This window comes from Cupriavidus sp. 94F1, assembly GCF_057798875.1.
In genome coordinates this window covers 774,709-792,185 of the sequence record NZ_JBYOJT010000001.1, presented here as the reverse complement: position 1 = coordinate 792,185, position 17,477 = coordinate 774,709, and the positions used below count along the sequence as shown (strand labels likewise).

Below are 17,477 nucleotides of genomic sequence, written 5' to 3'. Positions count from 1 at the left end.
CGGGTCGGGCGCGGACGCCAGGCAGGTTTCTTGTCGGGTGGGTGGCAGTAGGCAGTACTTCGATTGACTTTCCACGCAGTGAGTAGAGAGAGGAGACAGTACATGAGTCGTCAGCGCAAACTGACCGCGTTCGCACGCGTCTTTGCAATCGCCGGCCTGGTGGCCGGCACCGGGGCCAGCCTCCATGCGCCGGCCGCGCAGGCCGCGGACCCCTGGCCGAACAAGCCCGTTACCGTGATCGTGCCGTTCCCGGCCGGCGGCGGCACCGACGCGTTCGCGCGGCCGTTGACCGCGCAGCTTTCCAAGCAGCTGGGCAAGCAGTTCGTGATCGACAACCGCGGCGGCGCCGGCGGCACGGTGGGCGCCAGCCTGGCAGCCAAGGCCGCGCCGGACGGCTACACGGTCTTCATCGGCGGCGCGCACCACGCCATCGCGCCGTCGTTCTACAAGAAGCTCGACTACGACATCGAGAAGGATTTCGTGCCGATCACGGTGATCGCGCAGCCGCCGCAGGTGATCGTGGTGAATCCGTCGAAGGTGCAGGCCAACACGTTGAAGGACCTGATCGCCTATGCCAAGGCGCATCCGGGCCAGCTCAACTACGCATCGGCCGGTAACGGCTCGGCGCACCATCTGGCCGGCGAGCTGTTCAAGCTGCAGACCCAGACCGATCTGGCGCATGTGCCGTACAAGGGCGCCGGCCCGGCGCTGTCCGACCTGATCGCCGGCCAGGTGGACCTGATGTTCGACGGCCTCGGCTCATCGGCGCAACATATTCGCGCCGGCCGTATCAAGGCCCTGGCCGTGGCGTCGAAGACGCGCTCGGCGGCGTTCCCGAACGTGCCGACGGCGGCCGAGGCCGGCGTGCCGAACTACGAGGTGTCCACCTGGTACGCGCTGTGGGCGCCCAAGGGCACGCCGAAGGAGATCGTCGACAAGCTCTACGCCGAGACCACCAAGGCGCTGAACAGCCCCGAAATGAAGGCCATCTGGCTGCAGAACGGTTCGGACATCCCGCAGTTCACGCAGGAACAGTTCGCGCAGTTCCAGCGCGCCGAGATCAAGCGATGGGCCGAGGTGGTGCAGCGTTCGGGCGCCAAGATCGACTGATGGGCGGCACTGTCACGTTCGCCCGCGATGGCCAGGTGGTCACCGTCACGCTGTCGCATCCGGGCAAGCTCAACGCGATATCGGCCGGCATGTGGCAGGCGCTGGCCACGGGGTTTGACGCGCTGGCGGCCGAGGTGGCAAGCGCGGCCGACCCCGCGGCCCGTCCGCCGCGCTGCGTGGTCGTGCGCGGCGCCGACGGCAACTTCGCCGCCGGGGCCGACATCGCCGAATTTCCAGTGGTGCGGGGCGACGCGGCCGCGGTGCGCCGCTATCACACGGCCATCATCGCGCCGGCGTTGCGGGCCATCGCCGAATGTCCATTGCCGACGCTGGCGGCCATCGAAGGCGTCTGCGTGGGCGGCGGACTTGAAATCGCGTGCAACTGTGACCTGCGCGTCGCTGCGGCGGGCAGCCGCTTCGGCGTGCCGATCAACCGGCTGGGGTTTCCGATGGCGCCCGGCGAACTGCAGGGCCTGCTGGCCCTGGCAGGGCGCGCGGTGACGCTGGAAATCCTGCTCGAAGGCCGCGTGTTCGACGCCGCCGAGGCGGCCGCCAAGGGGCTGCTGACGCGCGTGGTGCCCGAGGCGGCCCTGCACGACGAGGTGGCCGCCACGGTGCAGCGTCTCTGCGCCGGGGCGCCGCTGGCCGCGCGCATCAACAAGGCAACCATCCGCCGACTGTCGCCGGCGCCGGCGCCGCTGACCGCCGCGGAACTGGACGCCCACTTCGCCTATGCCGGCAGCCGCGACCACGCCGAGGGCGTAGCCGCCTTCCTGGCGCACCGGCCTCCGGATTTCACCGGGGAGTAATATGTCGGCCGGCCGGCTATCATGGCCGGCTGCCCCAGCGCATTCGCCTGCCGTCCCCGGGCATGCCATTCCCTTTTGCTCAGTACCATGAACGCCAATCTGTTCGCCCTGTTCGAATCCCGTTTTCCTGCCGACCGCAGCGCCTGCTGCATCGAAACGCATGACGGCCTGTACTACACGTGGGACGACCTGGACCGCGCCACGGCCAAGCTTGCCAACCTGCTGACCGCGCTGAAGCTGCCGGCCGGCGCGCGCGTGGCCGTGCAGGTGGAAAAGTCGCCGGAGGCGCTGTTCCTGTACCTGGCCACGCTGCGGGCCGGCTATGTGTACCTGCCGCTGAACACCGCGTACCAGGAAGCCGAAATCGATTATTTCGTCGGCAATGCCGAGCCGGCGGTGGTGGTTTGCAGCAGCAGCAACTTCGGCTGGGTGTCGAAGGTGGCGTTTGCGCACAACACGGCGCACGTGTTCACGCTGGACGACAACCGTACCGGATCGCTGCTGCAGCGCGCGGCGGCACAGCCGGACACGTTCGAGACCGTGCAGCGCGCGGACGACGATCTGGCGGCCATCCTGTACACATCGGGCACTACCGGCCGCAGCAAGGGCGCGATGCTGACGCATCGCAACCTGGCCTCGAACGCGCTGACGCTGAACGAATACTGGGGCTGGCGCAGCGACGACGTGCTGCTGCACATGCTGCCGATCTTCCACGTCCACGGGCTGTTCGTGGCGTCGCACGGCGCGCTGCTGGCCGGCGCCAAGATGATCTGGGCGCCCAAACTGGACATGGGCCAGATTCTGAAATTCATCCCGCGCTGCACGGTGATGATGGGCGTGCCGACCTACTACGTGCGCATGGTGCAGGAGTCGCGTTTCGACAAGGACCTCTGCAAGAACATGCGCCTGTTCGTGTCGGGGTCGGCGCCGCTGCTGCTGGAAACGTTCGACGCCTTCCGTGAGCGTACCGGCCATACGATCCTGGAACGCTACGGCATGAGCGAAACCGTGATGCTGGTCTCGAACCCGTACGACACCGCGCTCGGTGAACGTATCGGCGGCACCGTGGGGATGCCGCTGCCGGGCGTCTCGGTGCGCGTGATGGACGGCGAGGGCAACCTGTGCCCGCCGGGCGTGATCGGCAATGTTCAGGTTCAGGGCCCCAACGTGTTCAAGGGCTACTGGCGCATGCCGGAAAAGACCGCCGAGGAATTCACCGCCGATGGCTGGTTCAAGACCGGCGACGTGGGCCGCTTCGGGGGTGCCATCGTCAGCCAGGCTGGCGAGCGCAAGGTGCCGGACAACTACCTGACCATCGTCGGCCGCAGCAAGGATCTGATCATCTCGGGCGGCTACAACGTCTACCCGAAGGAAATCGAGAGCTTTATCGACGAGATGCCCGGCGTGGTGGAATCGGCCGTGATCGGCGTGCCCCATGCCGATTTTGGCGAGGCCGTGGTGGCCGTGGTGGTGCGCAAGCCCGGCGCCGATATCGACGAGGCCGGCATGATCGGCACGCTCAAGGGCCGCATCGCCAACTTCAAGGTGCCCAAGCGCGTGCACGTGGTGGACGAACTGCCACGCAACACGATGGGCAAGGTGCAGAAGAACGTGCTGCGCCAGCAGTTCGCGACGCTGTAATCCGAAGCCATCCGAGAAAAAGCCCCGCCCCATGAAAATGGAGCGGGGCTTTTCCTTGTTTCCTTGTTTCTTGTTGCGTTGTCGCTTACTTCACCATCTGCACCGACCCGTTGACCGACACGGTCACCTGGGTCTTGCCGCCTTCCACCGGAATCGGCGCGCCGGCATCGGCCGACATGGCCTTGGCCGCGTACATGCGCGGCACCGGCGGCATCACGCCGCCCGATTCATTGACCGAGACTTCGCGGATCGTGAAGCTGCTGAAGCCAAACAGCTTGGTCGTGGCCTGCGCCTTGTCGCGGAATGCCGCCACGGCCTGGTCGGCCAGCTTCTGCTCGGCGGCACGGCGCGCCTCGCGCGACAGCGAGAATCCGACGTTCTGCACCTGCATCTGGTTGGCCAGCTCGCCAGCCAGCTTCGACACGGCGGCAAAATCCTTCGACTTGAGGATGATCTCCGAACGGCCGCGCCACGTGCTGATCTTGCCGTTGCGGTCGGTATTCGGATGAATCGTGAAGCCGCCCGATTGCGCTTCCACGCCCGACACGCGCTTGGCTTGCGTCAGTGCCGCCTGGGTGCGCGACGACAGCGCGTTCGAAATGGCGGCGGGCTCAGGGCCTTCCTGCTCGGTGGCCAGGACCAGCGTGACCACGTCGGTCGGCACTTCGGTCACGGCTTCGGCGGACAACGACAGCACGCCCGAAGGCTGCGGCACGGCAACGGTCTGGGCCGAGGCCACGGCGGCGGCAGTGCCCAGCAGCGAGGCGACCAGCAATTTCTTCATATTGTTCTCCGATCAATGTGATGGCTATCAGATGCGAAGCCTCGCATTTCGTTCCATGCGGGCTCCTGCATGAAAGCTCTAACGGCCGGGCGGCCGGATCGGGGTTAAGGCGGGCAAAAAAATGCGGCGCGGCCAGAAGACTGCAGCGGCAGATGCTACTTCATCAGCTTTTCGGTGATGAAGCGCCATTCGGCCGGCGTGACCGGCGTGATCGACAGCCGGTTGCCCTTGCGCAGCACCACCATGTCGGCCAGCGCGTCATGCTCGCGCAATGCCGGCAGCGGGATCAGCGCGCTCTTCTTGACGAAGCGCACGTCCACCAGCGACCAGCGGGGCTCTTCCTGCCGGGATGCCTTGTCGTAGTAGTCGCTCTTGGGGTCGAACTGCGTGGGATCGGGATAGGGCTGCGAGCAGACCTCGGCAAGGCCGGCGATGCCGGGTTCTGGACACGACGAGTGATAGAACAGCACGCCGTCGCCGATGCGCATCTGGTCGCGCATGAAGTTGCGCGCCTGGTAGTTGCGCACGCCGGTCCATGGCAGCGTGCCTTCACGGGCCAGATCGTCGATGCTGGCTTCATCCGGTTCGGACTTCATCAGCCAGTACTGGCGGGCGCGCGCGTCGGGCATGGATCCGTGACAGGTCAGGCGTTGAAATGAAAAAGGCGGTGGTTCGTTGAAACCACCGCCTCTTCACCACTTGAAGGGGGTCCCCGCCTCGGCCGCTGGGTCGGCATCCTGAACCCAAGTGAGGTTCAGAGTGGCTGCGGAAGTCGTATTTCGGGTACATCGCCCACTCAGGGAGTCCGGACCGAAGCCAGGACTATGAATGCGGTAACGCGCTCGCCCACACGACATGATCCCGCACCATGCAATGCATATCGGTTCAAGGAGTTTATGACCCTCACGAACCAGGCAGGGAAACTGTCAAACGTCTGACTTGGGTTCCTGTGCGTGCAACACGCTTGGGATGTCAGACGTTTGCCGTTTCAAACTAGGATGGGATGGAAACGGCGGCCAGGCCCGATAACCCGACCATCCAACTGCGTCGGTCAGTCTCGCCGCGCAGTGGCTCCACTATACACCGCGACGTCAGTGATACCAAGCCGGATACGTCGGGGCGTTACATTTTCCACAACAACCGGCATATCCATGCACATCATGCGGCCGGGCGCGGCACCGGCTTCACATGGACGACATATCTGGCCGACGCCGCGCAATTCAAGTGTTGCCGTCAGGGTTTTTTTTCGGCGGCTCAGCGCGTGCCCACGTGCGCGTACTGGCGCAGCGCCTCGTCGGCGCGGTCGTTCAGCTCGCGAATGCGCGCGCGCACCGCGTCCACCGGAATCGTGCCGTCCTCTTCCTGCTTGCGGCGCATGGCCAGCAGGTCCGACGCAATGCTGATGGCCGCCATCACGGCCACGCGCTCCACGCCCTTGGCCGACACGCTGCCCTTGAGCTTGTTCATCTTGTCGTCGACCAGCGCCGCGGCTTCCAGCAGCGCGGCCTCGTTCTCCGGCGAGATCGCGAAACGGTAGGGCTGGCCTGCGATGTTCAGTTCCACTTGCTTGTTGCTCATGCGTGTTCTCCGGGGGCTTGCTGCGAACCTTCCGATGCGGCGCGGGACTGGCCGTCGCCGAGCAGGTCGAGCTGGCGCGCGTCGCTGGCGGTGGGCAGCTTGTCGAGGATGGACTGGATGCGCAGTTGCGCCTCCTCGATCTTGATGTTGAGCAGCTCGCGGTCGGCCGCCATGGCTTCGCGGTCCGCGCGCAACGTGCTCGCCTCGGCCTGCAGGCGGTCGATCTCCGCGCGCAGCCGCTGGTTTTCCGCCGCCAGGGTGTCCGCATGATGCAGCACGCGCCCGATCTTGGCGGCCAGTTGTTCGAGTTCGTTGAGCATAGTGCCTGTCGTGTCCGGTAGGAGTAAGGGTCAGGTTTGGGGATTCTAGCCGATGCACACGCGGGGGCTACCGTCAATGCGACCGGTGAGACTTTGCTGCCGCACGGAAGTTGCACCGATCTGCGGCGAACGGCGCGATTTCGCGTGTCAATCACGGATATCGGCAACTTGACCCCTCGCATTGACGCCAACTTTGAAACTCCCTACACTCGCGCACGTTCCAGGTGCTCGCGGCCGCCTTACGCAGGGGCTGCAGTTCAACGGGAAACAGGGAGCCGGGTACCGCCCGCCAGCCCGGCGCGACGTCGATCGGCCAGGCTGGACGCGAGCGGGGCAGGCCAACCTGTGCTGCCCCCGCAACGGTAAGCGACCGCGAACACGCCAAGCGTCGTTCGCAGGGCGGGCCAAGGCCACTGATACGGACTCGCCGGAAGTTGCGGGGAGCCCATCGGGAAGGCGGCCTGCCTGATGTCGTCAGCCCGGATACCGGCCTGAAGAACGCGGGCGTCCGCACCCCATGCGGCACGCCCATTCGCCATCAGGTCCGCGGGGGAACGGGCCCGGCCGTTCTCATCCATCCTGCTCATGCGTTCCACGCTATCCAGGTCGACCGTCGCGGTGAAGCCGCCGGTTGGCCCGTCCGTGCCCGCCATCATGGCGGCCGTTGCCGTTCTTTGCGCGTCCCATATCCCGGCATTTGCCCAGGAGGCGCCCGCCGGGGCGGCTCCCGTCGCGCCTGCCGCACCCGCCGAAGCCACATCCGCCGCGCCTGCCGCACCCGCCGCACAACCGGCGGCGGCCCAGCCCCCGTCGCTGGCACCCGTGGTGGTCACCGCCTCGCGCACCGCGCAGCGTGTGACCGAGGCGCTGCCGCACACCACGGTGGTGACCCAGGAGGACATCGTCAATTCGCAGGCGCCCGACCTGCGTTCGCTGCTGCGCGGCCAGGCCGGTGTCGAATTCGCCGCCAATGGCGGCATGGGCGCCAATACGTCGCTGTTCATGCGCGGCGCCAATTCGAACCAGGTGCTGATCCTGATCGATGGCGTGCGCGTGGCCGGCGTCAGCGGCGGTACGGCCCAGCTGGCGAACATCCTGCCCGACCAGATCGACCATATCGAGGTGGTACGCGGCAACGTGTCGGCGCTGTATGGCTCCGATGCCATCGGCGGCGTGGTGCAGATCTTCACCAAGAATGGCGCCGGCCAGGCACCGGCGGCCAATGCGCAGGTGGAGTACGGCAGCAACAACACGCGCCAGGGCACCGTCGGCTACGGCGGCCAGATTGGCGATACGTCGTTCAACCTGACCGGCTCGATCTTCAAGACCGACGGTTTTTCGTCGATCAACTATAACCAGTGGGCCGCCGCGAATGCCGCGGCAGTCCGGCGCGGCAACGGGCCGAACCCCGGCGACAACCCGTACGAGAACAAGAGCGTGTCGGGCCAGATCCGCCACAAGTTCACGTCCGACTGGGATGCCGGCTTCGCCGCGTACTACTCGAAGAGCGACCTGTCGTACGACAGCACCAGCGGCAAGCCGACCGACGATTTCCGCATGAACAGCGAGCTCTACACGCTGTCGGCATTCGTCAACGGCAAGGTGACCTCGGCGTGGACCACGCATTTCAAGCTGTCGCAGAGCGAAGACCGCAGCGAAGGCACGAAGAACGGCCTGTTCGACAGCCTGTTCAGCACGCGCAACCGCCAGTTCAACTGGCAGAACGAATACGCGCTGACGCCCGATCACAAGCTGCTGTTCGGCACCGACTGGCTGCAGCAGACGCTGGCGTCCAGTGCGTACAACGCGCCGTCGCGCAACGTGTTCTCGGTGTACGGCGGCTATGAAGGCCGGATCGGCCGGCACCAGCTGCAGCTGAACGGCCGCAACGACCACTATTCCGACTTCGGCAATCAGGGCAGCTTCTTTGCCGGCTATGGCTTCAACGTGACCGATCAGGTCAAGCTGATCGCCAATGTCAGCAATGCGTTCCGCGCGCCGACCTTCAACGAGCTGTATTACCCGGGCTTCGGCCAGCCGAACCTGCAGCCCGAACGCGCCAAGTCCGCCGAGGCGGGCGTGCAGGTGGATACGGCCAGCGCCGGCCTGCTGCGCGTGACCGCGTTCGAGACGCGCTATGACGACCTCATCGTGTCGACTGCCGTGGGCAGCGGCGTGTTCCTGGCACAGAATGTCAACAAGGCCAAGGTGCAGGGCATCGAGGCCTCGTGGCGCGCCACGATCTGGGGTACCGACCTGGGCGCCGCCGTGACCTTCCAGAATCCCGTGGACCAGAGCAGCAACACCCAGCTGCTGCGCCGGGCGCGGCGCCATGCGTCGTTCGACGTGGGCCGCAACTTCGGCAACTGGCGCTTTGGCGGCGAATGGCTGCTGTCGTCGGAGCGGCTCGACAACAGCGCGCGCGTCCTGGGCGGATACGGTATCGTCAACCTCAATGCCCGCTACAACATCGACAAGCAATGGTTCGTGGCTGCCCGTGTGGAAAACCTGTTCGACAAAAACTACCAGCTTGCCTGGCCCTACAACACGCAGGGCCGCGCCGGGTTCATCACGCTCGGCTGGCGCCAGAAGTAGGGCCTGACGTCACGTCATGACCGAACTGCGCCGCGCGCTGACCGTCTGGACCGTCCTGGCCTTGGCCGGGGTGGCGGTGTTCGCGCTGTCGCTGGCGGCCGGCAGCGTCGCGCTGGATATCGCGCAGGTCTGGCAGGCGCTGACCGGCGCCGATACCGGCACGGCCGGCGCCATCGTGCGCGAACTGCGGCTGCCGCGCGCGGCGGCGGCGTTTGCCTGCGGCGGCCTGCTGGCGCTGTCCGGCGCGCTGATGCAGGTGCTGCTGCGCAATCCGCTGGCCGAGCCCTATGTGCTGGGCGTGTCCGGCGGCGCCTCCACGGGCGCGCTGCTGGCGATGCTGCTGTCGCTGCCGCTGTGGGTCGTCCAGTCCGGCGCGGCGGGCGGCGCGCTCTGCTCGATGCTGCTGGTGGCCACGCTGGCGCGGCGCGACCTGCTGCATCCGCAAGTCCAGGGCGGCCACCACGAGGCCGGCGCGCGGCTGCTGCTGACCGGCGTGATCCTGGCGGCCGGCTGGGGCGCGCTGATCACGCTGATCCTGGCCATCGCGCCGGAATCGCGGCTGCGCGGCATGCTGTTCTGGCTGACCGGCGACCTGGGCGGCACGGCCAGCTACGGCTGGGCGCTGGCCACGCTGGTCGTGGCGCTGGGGCTGGCGATGCCGATGGCGCGTGCGCTGAACGTGATGCTGCTTGGCGAGACCGTGGCGCAGTCGCTGGGCGTGCGCGTGGGTCGCGTCAGGCTGGCCACCTTCCTGATTGCCTCGTTCGCCATCGCTGCGGCCATCACCACGGCCGGGTCCATCGGCTTTGTCGGACTGGTGGTGCCGCACATGGTGCGCCTGGCGTGGGGCAACGACCAGCGCCAGCTGCTGCCCGCGTCGGTGCTGCTGGGCGGCACGCTGCTGATGGCGGCCGATCTGATCGCCCGCACGGTGATCGCGCCAGCGCAGTTGCCGGTGGGTGTCATCACCGCGCTGCTGGGCGTGCCCACCTTCCTTTACCTGCTGCTGCGGAGGCCGCGATGAACGCATGGTCCGAGCCGCTGGCGCCGTGTCCCGTCTTGTCGCTGCGCGACGTGCGCCTGCGCGCGGGCCAGCGGGTGCTGGTCGATGGCCTGTCGCTGTCCATCCAGGCGGGCCAGCTCTGGTGCGTCGTGGGTCCGAACGGCGTGGGCAAATCCACGCTGATGGGCGTGCTGGCCGGCTTGCGCGCGCCCGATGGCGGGGCCGTGGAAATCGGCGGCGTGGCCGCCACGCAGGTGGCGCCGGCCACGCTGGCCCGCCAGCGCGCCTATCTGCCGCAGGCCATACATGACACGTTCTCGATGGTGGTGGAGGATGCGGTGCGCATCGGCCGCCATCCGCACATGAGCGGCTGGGGCTGGGGCAAGCGCGACGACGACCGCGTGGTGCGCGATGTGATGGCCCAGTGCGATCTCGACGCCCTGGCCGCGCGCGATGTGCTGACCCTGTCCGGCGGCGAGCGCCAGCGCGTGTCGCTGGCCGCGGTGCTGGCCCAGCAGGCGCCGCTGCTGATGCTGGACGAACCGGTCTCGCACCTGGACCTGCGCCATCAGATCCTGGTGCTCGACCTGCTGCGCCGCCTGACCCATGCCGGCCGCCACGCCGCCGTGGTGATCCTGCATGACCTGACGCTCGCGCGCCGGCACGCCACCCATGCGCTGCTGATGGCCGAAGACGGCGTCGCGCTGCACGGCCCGGCGCACGAGGTCCTGACGCCCGCGCGGTGCTCGCACGCACTGCGCACCCCCATTATCAGCATCAGCGACGGCATCCATACCGCGCTGATCCCCGACGGAAAGACACCATGAGCGATACCGAACACCCGAGCCCGAGCGACGACGGCCGCGACGAGCGCCACAAGAACCGCATGGTCCGCAAGAAGGAGGTGGTCGATGCCAGGATTGCCGCCGCCCAGACCGAGCGCGGTGTGATCGTCATCACCACCGGCAACGGCAAGGGCAAGTCCAGCTCGGGCTTCGGCATGGTGGTGCGCGCGATGGGGCATGGCATGCGCACGGGCGTGGTCCAGTTCATCAAGGGTGCCATTCCGAGCGGCGAGGAAATGTTCCTGCGGCGGTTTCCGGACCAATGCGAGTTCCATGTGATGGGCGAGGGCTACACCTGGGAAACCCAGGACCGCGCCCGCGACGTGGCCAAGGCCGAGGCCGCGTGGGAGGTGGCCCGCCGCATGCTGCGCGACCCGTCGATCGGCCTCGTGCTGTTCGATGAACTGAACATTGCGCTGAAGTTGCACTATCTTGATGTCGAGACCGTGATCGCCGATCTGCGCGCGCGTCCTGCGATGCAGCATGTGGTGATCACGGGCCGGGGTGCACCGCCCGCACTGGTGGAAGCGGCCGACACGGTGACCGACATGACGCCCGTCAAACACGCGTTCCAGCAGGGCATCAAGGCCCAACGTGGCGTAGAAATGTAGGAGAACGCCGGCCAGCCCCGCTTCCGCTTCGCCGGGCTGGCGTTCCCCGAGGATCGAAAGAAGACTGATGACCCATATTTCCGACTTTGCGCTGACCCTGCCGCCGATCGCGCCGCTGGACGAATCGCTGCGCGGCGCGCTGCAGGCGGCCATCGACGACAAGACCAAGCCGCCCGGGTCGCTGGGCCGGCTGGAATCGCTGGCGCTGCAGATCGGCATGATCCGTGGCGAAACCGTGCCCGACCTGAACCGGCCCGCGATCATCGTGTTCGCGGGCGACCATGGCGTGGCCGATGCCGGCGTCAGCGCCTTCCCGGCCGAAGTCACCGCGCAGATGGTGCTGAATTTCCTGAACGGCGGGGCCGCCATCAACGTCTTCACGCGCCAGCATGGCATGGTGCTCGAAGTGGTCGATGTGGGCGTGCGTGCGCCGCTGCCGGCGTCGCCGGGGCTGGTCAACAGCCGCGTGGCCAATGGCACGCGCAATTTCGTCGAGCAGCCGGCCATGACCCCGGCCGAGGCCGGTGCGGCGATCAACACCGGCATCGCGCGGGTGCTGCGCCACGCCCAGCAGGGCACCAATGTGATTGGCTTTGGCGAGATGGGCATTGCCAATACGTCGGCGGCGGCCTGCCTGATGAGCCGGCTGACCGGCCTGCCGCTGGAAGCCTGCACCGGGCGCGGCACGGGGCTGGACGACGCCGGCGTGGCGCGCAAGCGCGAGATTCTGGCGCAGGCGCTGGCGCGGCATCCGCACGCCACCGACCCGCTGGACGTGCTGGCCACGTTCGGCGGCTTCGAGATCGCGGCGATGACCGGCGCCTACCTGGCCGCGGCCGCCAGCCGCATGGTGATCCTGGTGGACGGCTTTATCGCCTCGGCGGCGCTGCTGGTGGCCGCGCGCATCGACCCGAACGTGCTGCAGTACTGCGTGTTCTCGCACTGTTCCCACGAGCAGGGCCACCGCGCGCTGCTGGCCGAGTTCAAGGCCGAGCCGCTGCTGGCACTGGACCTGCGTCTGGGCGAAGGCACCGGCGCCGCGCTGGCCTGGCCGCTGGTGGCGTCGGCCGTTGCCTTCCTGCGCGAGATGGCCACGTTCAGCGGCGCCGGCATCAGCAACGCTTCGGCCTAGACCGCGCAGACGCCATGGCCGACGAACTCCGCTTCTTCCTGACCGCCGTGGGCTACTTCACGCGCGTGCCCATGCCGCAGCGGCTGGCGGTGTGGGTGGGGTTCGCGCCGCACTACCTGAACGCCGCCGCACGCTATTTTCCGGCGGTGGGCCTGCTGGTGGGCGTGGCGGGGGCATTGGTGACGGGCCTGGCATGGCAGCTCTGGTCGCCGTCGGTGGCCATCGTGCTGGGCATGGCTGCCACGCTGCTGCTGACGGGCGCGTTCCACGAGGATGGGCTGGCCGACTGCGTGGATGCCTTCGGCGGCGGCTACCGGCCCGAGGACGTGCTGCGGATCATGCATGACTCCCGCGTGGGCGCGTTCGGTGCCATCGCCATCGTGGTGGCGCTGCTGCTGAAATGGCAACTGCTGGTGTCCGTCGGCGAAACCCACGGCGGCGCGATGCTGCTGGCGGTGCTGGTGGCAGGCCACGGCGCCAGCCGCGCCATGGCCATCACGTTCCTGGCCACGCACGACTACGTGCGCCACGAAGGCAAGGCCAAGCCGGTGGCCCAGCGGCTGGAAACCCGCAGCCTGCTCTTCGCGCTGGCCTGTGGCGTGCTGCCGCTGCTCTGGGTCTCGCCATGGTTCGCCATCGTGACCGTGCTGGTGCTGGCCGCCCTGCGCGCCGCGCTCGGGGCCTATTTCGTGCGGCGCATCGGCGGCTACACCGGCGATTGCCTGGGCATGTCCCAGCAGCTTGCCGAGCTGTCGATCTACCTGGTCGCCGCGGCATGGAAGTTCTACTAATTCGCCACGCGCAGCCCGAGGTGGCGGCGGGCATCTGCTACGGCAGTCTCGACCTGGCGCTGACGATGCCCGTCACGCCCGACCCGGCGCGGGTCGTGGCCGGTCTGGCATCGCCGCATCGCATCGTGACCAGCCCCGCGCTGCGCGCGCGCGACACGGCCGCACAACTGGTGGCCTGCCTGCCGGAGCTGCGCGTTGCCGATGTGGAGCCGCGCCTGCGCGAGATGGATTTCGGCACGTGGGAAGGGCAGTCCTGGGCCGAGATCCCGCGCGATGCGCTGGATCTGTGGGCCGCCGATTTGATGGGCGCCCGCCCGCACGGCGGCGAAAGCCCGGCACAGGTGTCGGCGCGCGTGGCCGAGTGGGCCGATACGCTCGATGTCGAATCGGACACGCGGTTGTGGGTGGTGACCCACGCCGGGCCGATGCGCATGCTGGCCGCCCATTGGCTGGGGATGGCACTGGCGCAGACGCTGAATTGGCCGCTCGGATTCGGCGCCTCTTGCAAGTTCAGCCTGGGCGATGGCGCGCCGAGGCTGGACTGGTGGAATCGCGTGGCCGGCTAGTTGCCGCGCCGCGAGCGCGCGATTTCGAGATCCTTGCAGATTTCGGCCGCGCCCTGCACCACGCGCGGGCCTGCGCGGTTGACCAGATCGCCGTCGATGATGAACAGGTTGTTGCGCGCCACGGCGGTGACCTGCTTCCATTTCTCCCACATCGAAAAATCCGCCAGCGGCTTGTCCGGGCGCGTGGCGCCCATGCCGGCCGTCAGCATGACCTCGGGATTACCAGCCACCACGGCCTCCACCGATACCGTGGGCACCAGCGGCGACTCCCGGGCGAACAGGTTGCGGCCGCCACACAGCGTCAGCAGATCGCTGACCAGATGCTGGCCATTCAGCGTCATCAGCGGCTGCTGCCATACCTGATAGAACACCGTCACCGGCGGGCGATCGGCATAGGTCTTGCGCAGCGTCGTCACCTGCTGGCGGAAGTCGGTGGCGGCCCGGTTGGCCACGGCCTCCGTCCCCATCAGCGTGCCAAGCTTTTCAAGATTTTCCGGTATCGATTCCAGGCGGCGCGGCTCGCTGAAGAACAGCGGCATGCCCAGCGCGCGCAGGCGGTCGGTCTGCTTCTGGGCGTTGCCATGGCGCCAGACCACGATCAGGTCGGGCTTGAGCGCGGCGATGCGCTCCAGATCCAGTGCCTTGTTGTCGCCCACGCGCGGGATGTCGCGCGCCTGCGGCGGGTAATCGCTGTAGCTGACCGTGCCGACGACGCGATCGCCACCGCCGGCCGCGTAGATCAGTTCGGTCACGTGCGGGGCCAGCGAGACGATGCGCCGCGCGGGCTGGGCCAGCGTGACGGTCTGGCCGGCGTCGTCGGTGACGGTGACGGCGGCGTGGGCACAGGGGCTGGCGAGCAGCGCCGTGGCGAGCAGGAACGAGGAGGCCTTCATCGTGGTCCGGTGAGGATGGGGTGGTCTGTGGCGCCGGCTTGCCAGTCGGATCGTGCCGCGCCCAGCGCGGCATCGAGGCGCTGCCAGGCATCCTCGGCATCGGGCGGCAGGCCCAGACGCAGGCTGACCGGGCAGCCGCCAGCGGCGTCGAACAGGCGCGTCCAGACACCTTGCCGGGCGAGCGCCTCGTGCAGGGCAGGTGCGCGGGCATCGGGCACCCAGCTGAACAGCGGCTGCGATACCGGCGTCAGCCCGTGGTCACGCAGCAGCATCGCCAGACGCTGGCCCTGTCGATGCAGCGCCGTGCGGGTGGCGGCCTGCCACGCGGTATCGGTCAGCGCCAGCCGGGCCACGGCGCGGGCCGGCCCTGAGACGGTCCAGTGTCCAAGCCGGCGCGACAGGGCATCGAGCAGGCCGGATTCGGCCAGCACGAAGCCGCAGCGCATGCCCGCCAGCCCGTAGAACTTGCCGATCGAGCGCAGCACGACCAGCCCGGGCTGGCCGGTGTGCGCGGCCAGCGATGGCGCGGTGGTGCTGTCGAGGAACGCCTCGTCGACGATCAGCGTGTCCAGCTGCGCATGCCAGCGTAGCAGCCGGTCGGCGCAGAGCAGCCGTGCGGTCGGATTGTTCGGATTGACGACGACCAGATGATCGAGCCCGGCTGGCAGGTCGTCGCGGGCGAAGTCCTGTTCGTCGAGCGGCACCACCGTGTGGCCGGCCAGCGCGAACGCGGGCGCATATTCGCTGTAGCCAAGCGCGGCGATGCCCACGCGCCCCGGTCGCAGCAAGGTGGGCAGCGTGCGGATGGCCGCCTGCGATCCCGCCACCGGCAGCGCGTGCGGCGCGCCATAGGCCTGCGCGGCGATCTCCGACAGGCCGTCGTCGTCCTGCGGCAGCCGCTGCCAGGCGTCGGCAGGCAGCGCGGGCACCGGATAGCCGGCCGGATTGATGCCGGTGGACAGATCGAGCCAGTCTTCCACCGCACGGCCGTAGCAGCGCACGGCGGCCAGCAGGTTGCCGCCATGGCGGATCGGGGCCGGGGCGCTGCTCACGCCGCGCACGCCGCTCACTTCAGTCACGCCGTTCCCCATTTCGCAACCAGGCCTGCCACCAGCGGCACGCTCAGCATCGCCACGCCGAGCCACAGCCACAGCGTGCGCTGCACGAGCCGCAGGCAGGCGTGTACGTGCGCGGCGCGCGGGGCGTCGCCCACGCCCAGCGGCGGGCGTTCTTCCCACTCGCCGTGGTAGCGCGCGCCACCGCCCAGCGCCACGCCCACCGCGCCGGCACCGGCCGCCATCACGGGGCCGGCGTTCGGGCTCGACCAGGCCGGTGCCTGCGTGCGCCAGCAGCGCATCGCCTGCGCGGTGGCGCCCAGCAGCGCGTACGACAGCGCGGTCAGCCGCGCCGGCACAAGGTTCAACCCATCGTCGATGCGGGCAGCAGCCCAGCCGAACATTTCCCAGCGCGGCGTGCGATAGCCCCACATGGCATCGAGCGTATTGGCCAGCCGGAAGACGATCACGGCTGGCGCGCCGCCGATCAGGAACCAGAACAGCGCACCGAAGACGGCATCGTTGCCGTTTTCCAGCGCCGATTCGCAGGCGGCCCGCGCCAGCGCTTCGGCATCGGCATCGGCCGTGTCGCGCGACACGATGCGTGCCGTCAGCGTGCGCGCGGCGGGCAGGTCGTTGCGGGTCAGGGCGTCGGCAATCGGGGCGATGTGCTGCGTCAGGCTGCAGGCGCCCAGCGCGAAGTAGAGCGCGACGGCGTGCAGCGCCCAGGCCAGCATCGGATGCACATCGGCCGCCCACGAGACCAGCCATGCGGCCAGCGCGGCCGGCCCGAGCACCACCAGCGCCCACGCCAGCAGTCCGGCCAGGCGCTGACGCGCGGCGCTGCGTTCGGGACGATTGAGACGGTTGGCGACGACCGACGCGAGACGGCCAAACCCGACCAGCGGATGCCAGCGGCGCGGCTCGCCAAGCCAGCGGTCCAGCAGCACGCCGGCAAGCGCGGCCGCCACGCAGGCAGGCCAGGACAGCATGATCATCGTGTGTGGGTGCCGCGAGCCTGGGACGGAGCGGGGTCCTTGATCGATACCGGGATGCCGGCGACCAGCAGCCGCACGCGATCGGCGGCGGCGGCCAGCTTCTGGTTCAGCCGGCCCAGTTCGTCGACGTAGAAACGCGTGATGGCGCCCATCGGCACCACGCCGAAGCCGATTTCATTCGACACCAGGATCACATGGCCGGGCAGCATCGGCAGCGCGGTCATCAGCGCGTCGATTTCCTCGGTAAAGGCGGGCGGCGGCGTGATGACGCCGTGTTCGGGATACTCGCGGTTCTCGCCGAAGACAAGGTTGTTGAGCCACAGCGTCACGCAATCGACGAGGATGCAGCCGTCGTGGCGCGCATGCGCGTAGAGCGCGTCGGCCAGATGCACCGGCTCTTCCACCAGCGTCCAGTCGGCCGGCCGGCGCGCGCGATGCAGCGCGATGCGGACTTCCATTTCCTGATCGGCCGCTTCGGCGTCGTGCCGGGCCGTGGCGATATAGGTGACCGGGCCGCGCGTCAGGGCCGCATGATCGGCGGCGAGCTGCTCGGCGAAATGGCTCTTGCCCGAGCGCGCGCCGCCCAGCACCAGCGTCAGTTCGCGCGGCGCGGCGGTGCCGGCCTGCGGCTGCGGTTCCGCCTCGGTCACCGGATTGGCGTCCGTGACCGCACCTGCCGAAGCCGGTTCGGAAATGGCCGAGAGATTGAGCGCCTGGGGCGGGGCTTGGGTCTTCATCCGGCGTAT

At 68.4% G+C, this 17,477-nt stretch carries 18 protein-coding genes, 1 other RNA gene and 1 riboswitch; of the genes, 10 read left to right on the top strand and 9 right to left on the bottom strand.

Going from position 1 to position 17,477, the window contains the following annotated elements; all coding sequences use genetic code 11:
- Positions 1–102 precede the first annotated feature (102 nt).
- The 3 genes from AC3FJ6_RS03595 (at position 103) to AC3FJ6_RS03585 (ending at position 3,560) form a co-directional block, all read left to right on the top strand.
- Complete coding sequence (locus AC3FJ6_RS03595) at positions 103–1,110, top strand: Bug family tripartite tricarboxylate transporter substrate binding protein (RefSeq protein ID WP_153947396.1); 1,008 nt, start codon at positions 103–105, stop codon at positions 1,108–1,110.
- Entirely contained in the window at positions 1,110–1,919 is an 810-nt protein-coding gene (locus tag AC3FJ6_RS03590) for an enoyl-CoA hydratase/isomerase family protein (protein WP_488770702.1), read from the top strand. Before AC3FJ6_RS03595 ends, AC3FJ6_RS03590 begins: the two co-directional genes overlap by 1 nt.
- An 87-nt stretch (positions 1,920–2,006) precedes the next feature.
- Positions 2,007–3,560, top strand: a complete 1,554-nt coding sequence (locus AC3FJ6_RS03585; RefSeq protein WP_488770701.1) for a malonate--CoA ligase — start codon at positions 2,007–2,009, stop codon at positions 3,558–3,560.
- A gap of 85 nt (positions 3,561–3,645) precedes the next feature.
- Here the strand turns inward: AC3FJ6_RS03585 and AC3FJ6_RS03580 are convergent, their stop codons facing one another.
- The 5 genes from AC3FJ6_RS03580 to AC3FJ6_RS03560 all read right to left on the bottom strand — a co-directional run bounded on the left by AC3FJ6_RS03580 (position 3,646) and on the right by AC3FJ6_RS03560 (position 6,242).
- Positions 3,646–4,344: an SIMPL domain-containing protein gene (locus tag AC3FJ6_RS03580; protein WP_488770700.1), complete on the bottom strand. Its 699-nt coding sequence runs from the start codon at positions 4,342–4,344 to the stop codon at positions 3,646–3,648.
- 155 nt (positions 4,345–4,499) lie between these two features.
- The gene (locus AC3FJ6_RS03575; RefSeq protein WP_153947400.1) at positions 4,500–4,973 is read right to left on the bottom strand and encodes an EVE domain-containing protein; all 474 of its coding nucleotides are present in this window, start codon (positions 4,971–4,973) and stop codon (positions 4,500–4,502) included.
- 76 nt (positions 4,974–5,049) lie between these two features.
- Positions 5,050–5,268: non-coding RNA, 6S RNA (gene ssrS / locus AC3FJ6_RS03570), on the bottom strand.
- 330 nt (positions 5,269–5,598) lie between these two features.
- Entirely contained in the window at positions 5,599–5,922 is a 324-nt protein-coding gene (locus AC3FJ6_RS03565; RefSeq protein ID WP_153947401.1) for a cell division protein ZapA, read from the bottom strand.
- On the bottom strand, positions 5,919–6,242 hold the full coding sequence (locus tag AC3FJ6_RS03560) for a hypothetical protein (RefSeq protein WP_101680841.1): 324 nt from the start codon (positions 6,240–6,242) through the stop codon (positions 5,919–5,921). Before AC3FJ6_RS03560 ends, AC3FJ6_RS03565 begins: the two co-directional genes overlap by 4 nt.
- 205 nt (positions 6,243–6,447) lie before the next feature.
- Positions 6,448–6,751, top strand: a riboswitch (cobalamin riboswitch).
- Positions 6,752–6,827: 76 nt separating this feature from the next.
- On the opposite strand from AC3FJ6_RS03560, the gene AC3FJ6_RS03555 reads away from it, so the two are divergent.
- The 7 genes from AC3FJ6_RS03555 (at position 6,828) to cobC (ending at position 13,785) form a co-directional block, all read left to right on the top strand.
- The gene (locus AC3FJ6_RS03555) at positions 6,828–8,837 is read left to right on the top strand and encodes a TonB-dependent receptor plug domain-containing protein (protein ID WP_488770699.1); all 2,010 of its coding nucleotides are present in this window, start codon (positions 6,828–6,830) and stop codon (positions 8,835–8,837) included.
- Between the two features lie 16 nt (positions 8,838–8,853).
- On the top strand, positions 8,854–9,861 hold the full coding sequence (locus tag AC3FJ6_RS03550; protein ID WP_488770698.1) for a FecCD family ABC transporter permease: 1,008 nt from the start codon (positions 8,854–8,856) through the stop codon (positions 9,859–9,861).
- Positions 9,858–10,667 carry an ABC transporter ATP-binding protein gene (locus tag AC3FJ6_RS03545; protein ID WP_488770697.1) on the top strand — a complete coding sequence of 270 codons (810 nt, stop codon included), beginning with the start codon at positions 9,858–9,860 and terminating at the stop codon, positions 10,665–10,667. Before AC3FJ6_RS03550 ends, AC3FJ6_RS03545 begins: the two co-directional genes overlap by 4 nt.
- The gene (gene cobO / locus AC3FJ6_RS03540) at positions 10,664–11,296 is read left to right on the top strand and encodes a cob(I)yrinic acid a,c-diamide adenosyltransferase (protein ID WP_488770696.1); all 633 of its coding nucleotides are present in this window, start codon (positions 10,664–10,666) and stop codon (positions 11,294–11,296) included. The genes AC3FJ6_RS03545 and cobO overlap by 4 nt, the downstream gene beginning before the upstream one ends.
- 67 nt (positions 11,297–11,363) lie before the next feature.
- Positions 11,364–12,428 (top strand): nicotinate-nucleotide--dimethylbenzimidazole phosphoribosyltransferase, encoded by a 1,065-nt coding sequence (gene cobT, locus AC3FJ6_RS03535; protein WP_488770695.1) that lies wholly within the window; start codon positions 11,364–11,366, stop codon positions 12,426–12,428.
- Between the two features lie 14 nt (positions 12,429–12,442).
- The gene (locus tag AC3FJ6_RS03530) at positions 12,443–13,219 is read left to right on the top strand and encodes an adenosylcobinamide-GDP ribazoletransferase (RefSeq protein ID WP_488770694.1); all 777 of its coding nucleotides are present in this window, start codon (positions 12,443–12,445) and stop codon (positions 13,217–13,219) included.
- Positions 13,204–13,785 carry an alpha-ribazole phosphatase family protein gene (cobC, locus tag AC3FJ6_RS03525; RefSeq protein ID WP_488770693.1) on the top strand — a complete coding sequence of 194 codons (582 nt, stop codon included), beginning with the start codon at positions 13,204–13,206 and terminating at the stop codon, positions 13,783–13,785. The genes AC3FJ6_RS03530 and cobC overlap by 16 nt, the downstream gene beginning before the upstream one ends.
- Here cobC and AC3FJ6_RS03520 read toward each other — a convergent pair.
- Genes AC3FJ6_RS03520 through cobU form a run of 4 tightly spaced genes read right to left on the bottom strand, consistent with a single transcriptional unit; the run spans position 13,782 to position 17,468 of the window.
- Complete coding sequence (locus tag AC3FJ6_RS03520) at positions 13,782–14,678, bottom strand: cobalamin-binding protein (protein ID WP_488770692.1); 897 nt, start codon at positions 14,676–14,678, stop codon at positions 13,782–13,784. The genes cobC and AC3FJ6_RS03520 overlap by 4 nt on opposite strands.
- Positions 14,675–15,757, bottom strand: coding sequence for a threonine-phosphate decarboxylase CobD (cobD, locus tag AC3FJ6_RS03515; RefSeq protein ID WP_488770691.1), 1,083 nt, complete (start codon positions 15,755–15,757; stop codon positions 14,675–14,677). The genes AC3FJ6_RS03520 and cobD overlap by 4 nt, the downstream gene beginning before the upstream one ends.
- On the bottom strand, positions 15,754–16,731 hold the full coding sequence (cbiB, locus tag AC3FJ6_RS03510; RefSeq protein WP_488770690.1) for an adenosylcobinamide-phosphate synthase CbiB: 978 nt from the start codon (positions 16,729–16,731) through the stop codon (positions 15,754–15,756). Before cbiB ends, cobD begins: the two co-directional genes overlap by 4 nt.
- The gene (gene cobU, locus AC3FJ6_RS03505; protein ID WP_400395465.1) at positions 16,728–17,468 is read right to left on the bottom strand and encodes a bifunctional adenosylcobinamide kinase/adenosylcobinamide-phosphate guanylyltransferase; all 741 of its coding nucleotides are present in this window, start codon (positions 17,466–17,468) and stop codon (positions 16,728–16,730) included. The genes cbiB and cobU overlap by 4 nt, the downstream gene beginning before the upstream one ends.
- Between the last annotated feature and the right edge of the window lie 9 nt (positions 17,469–17,477).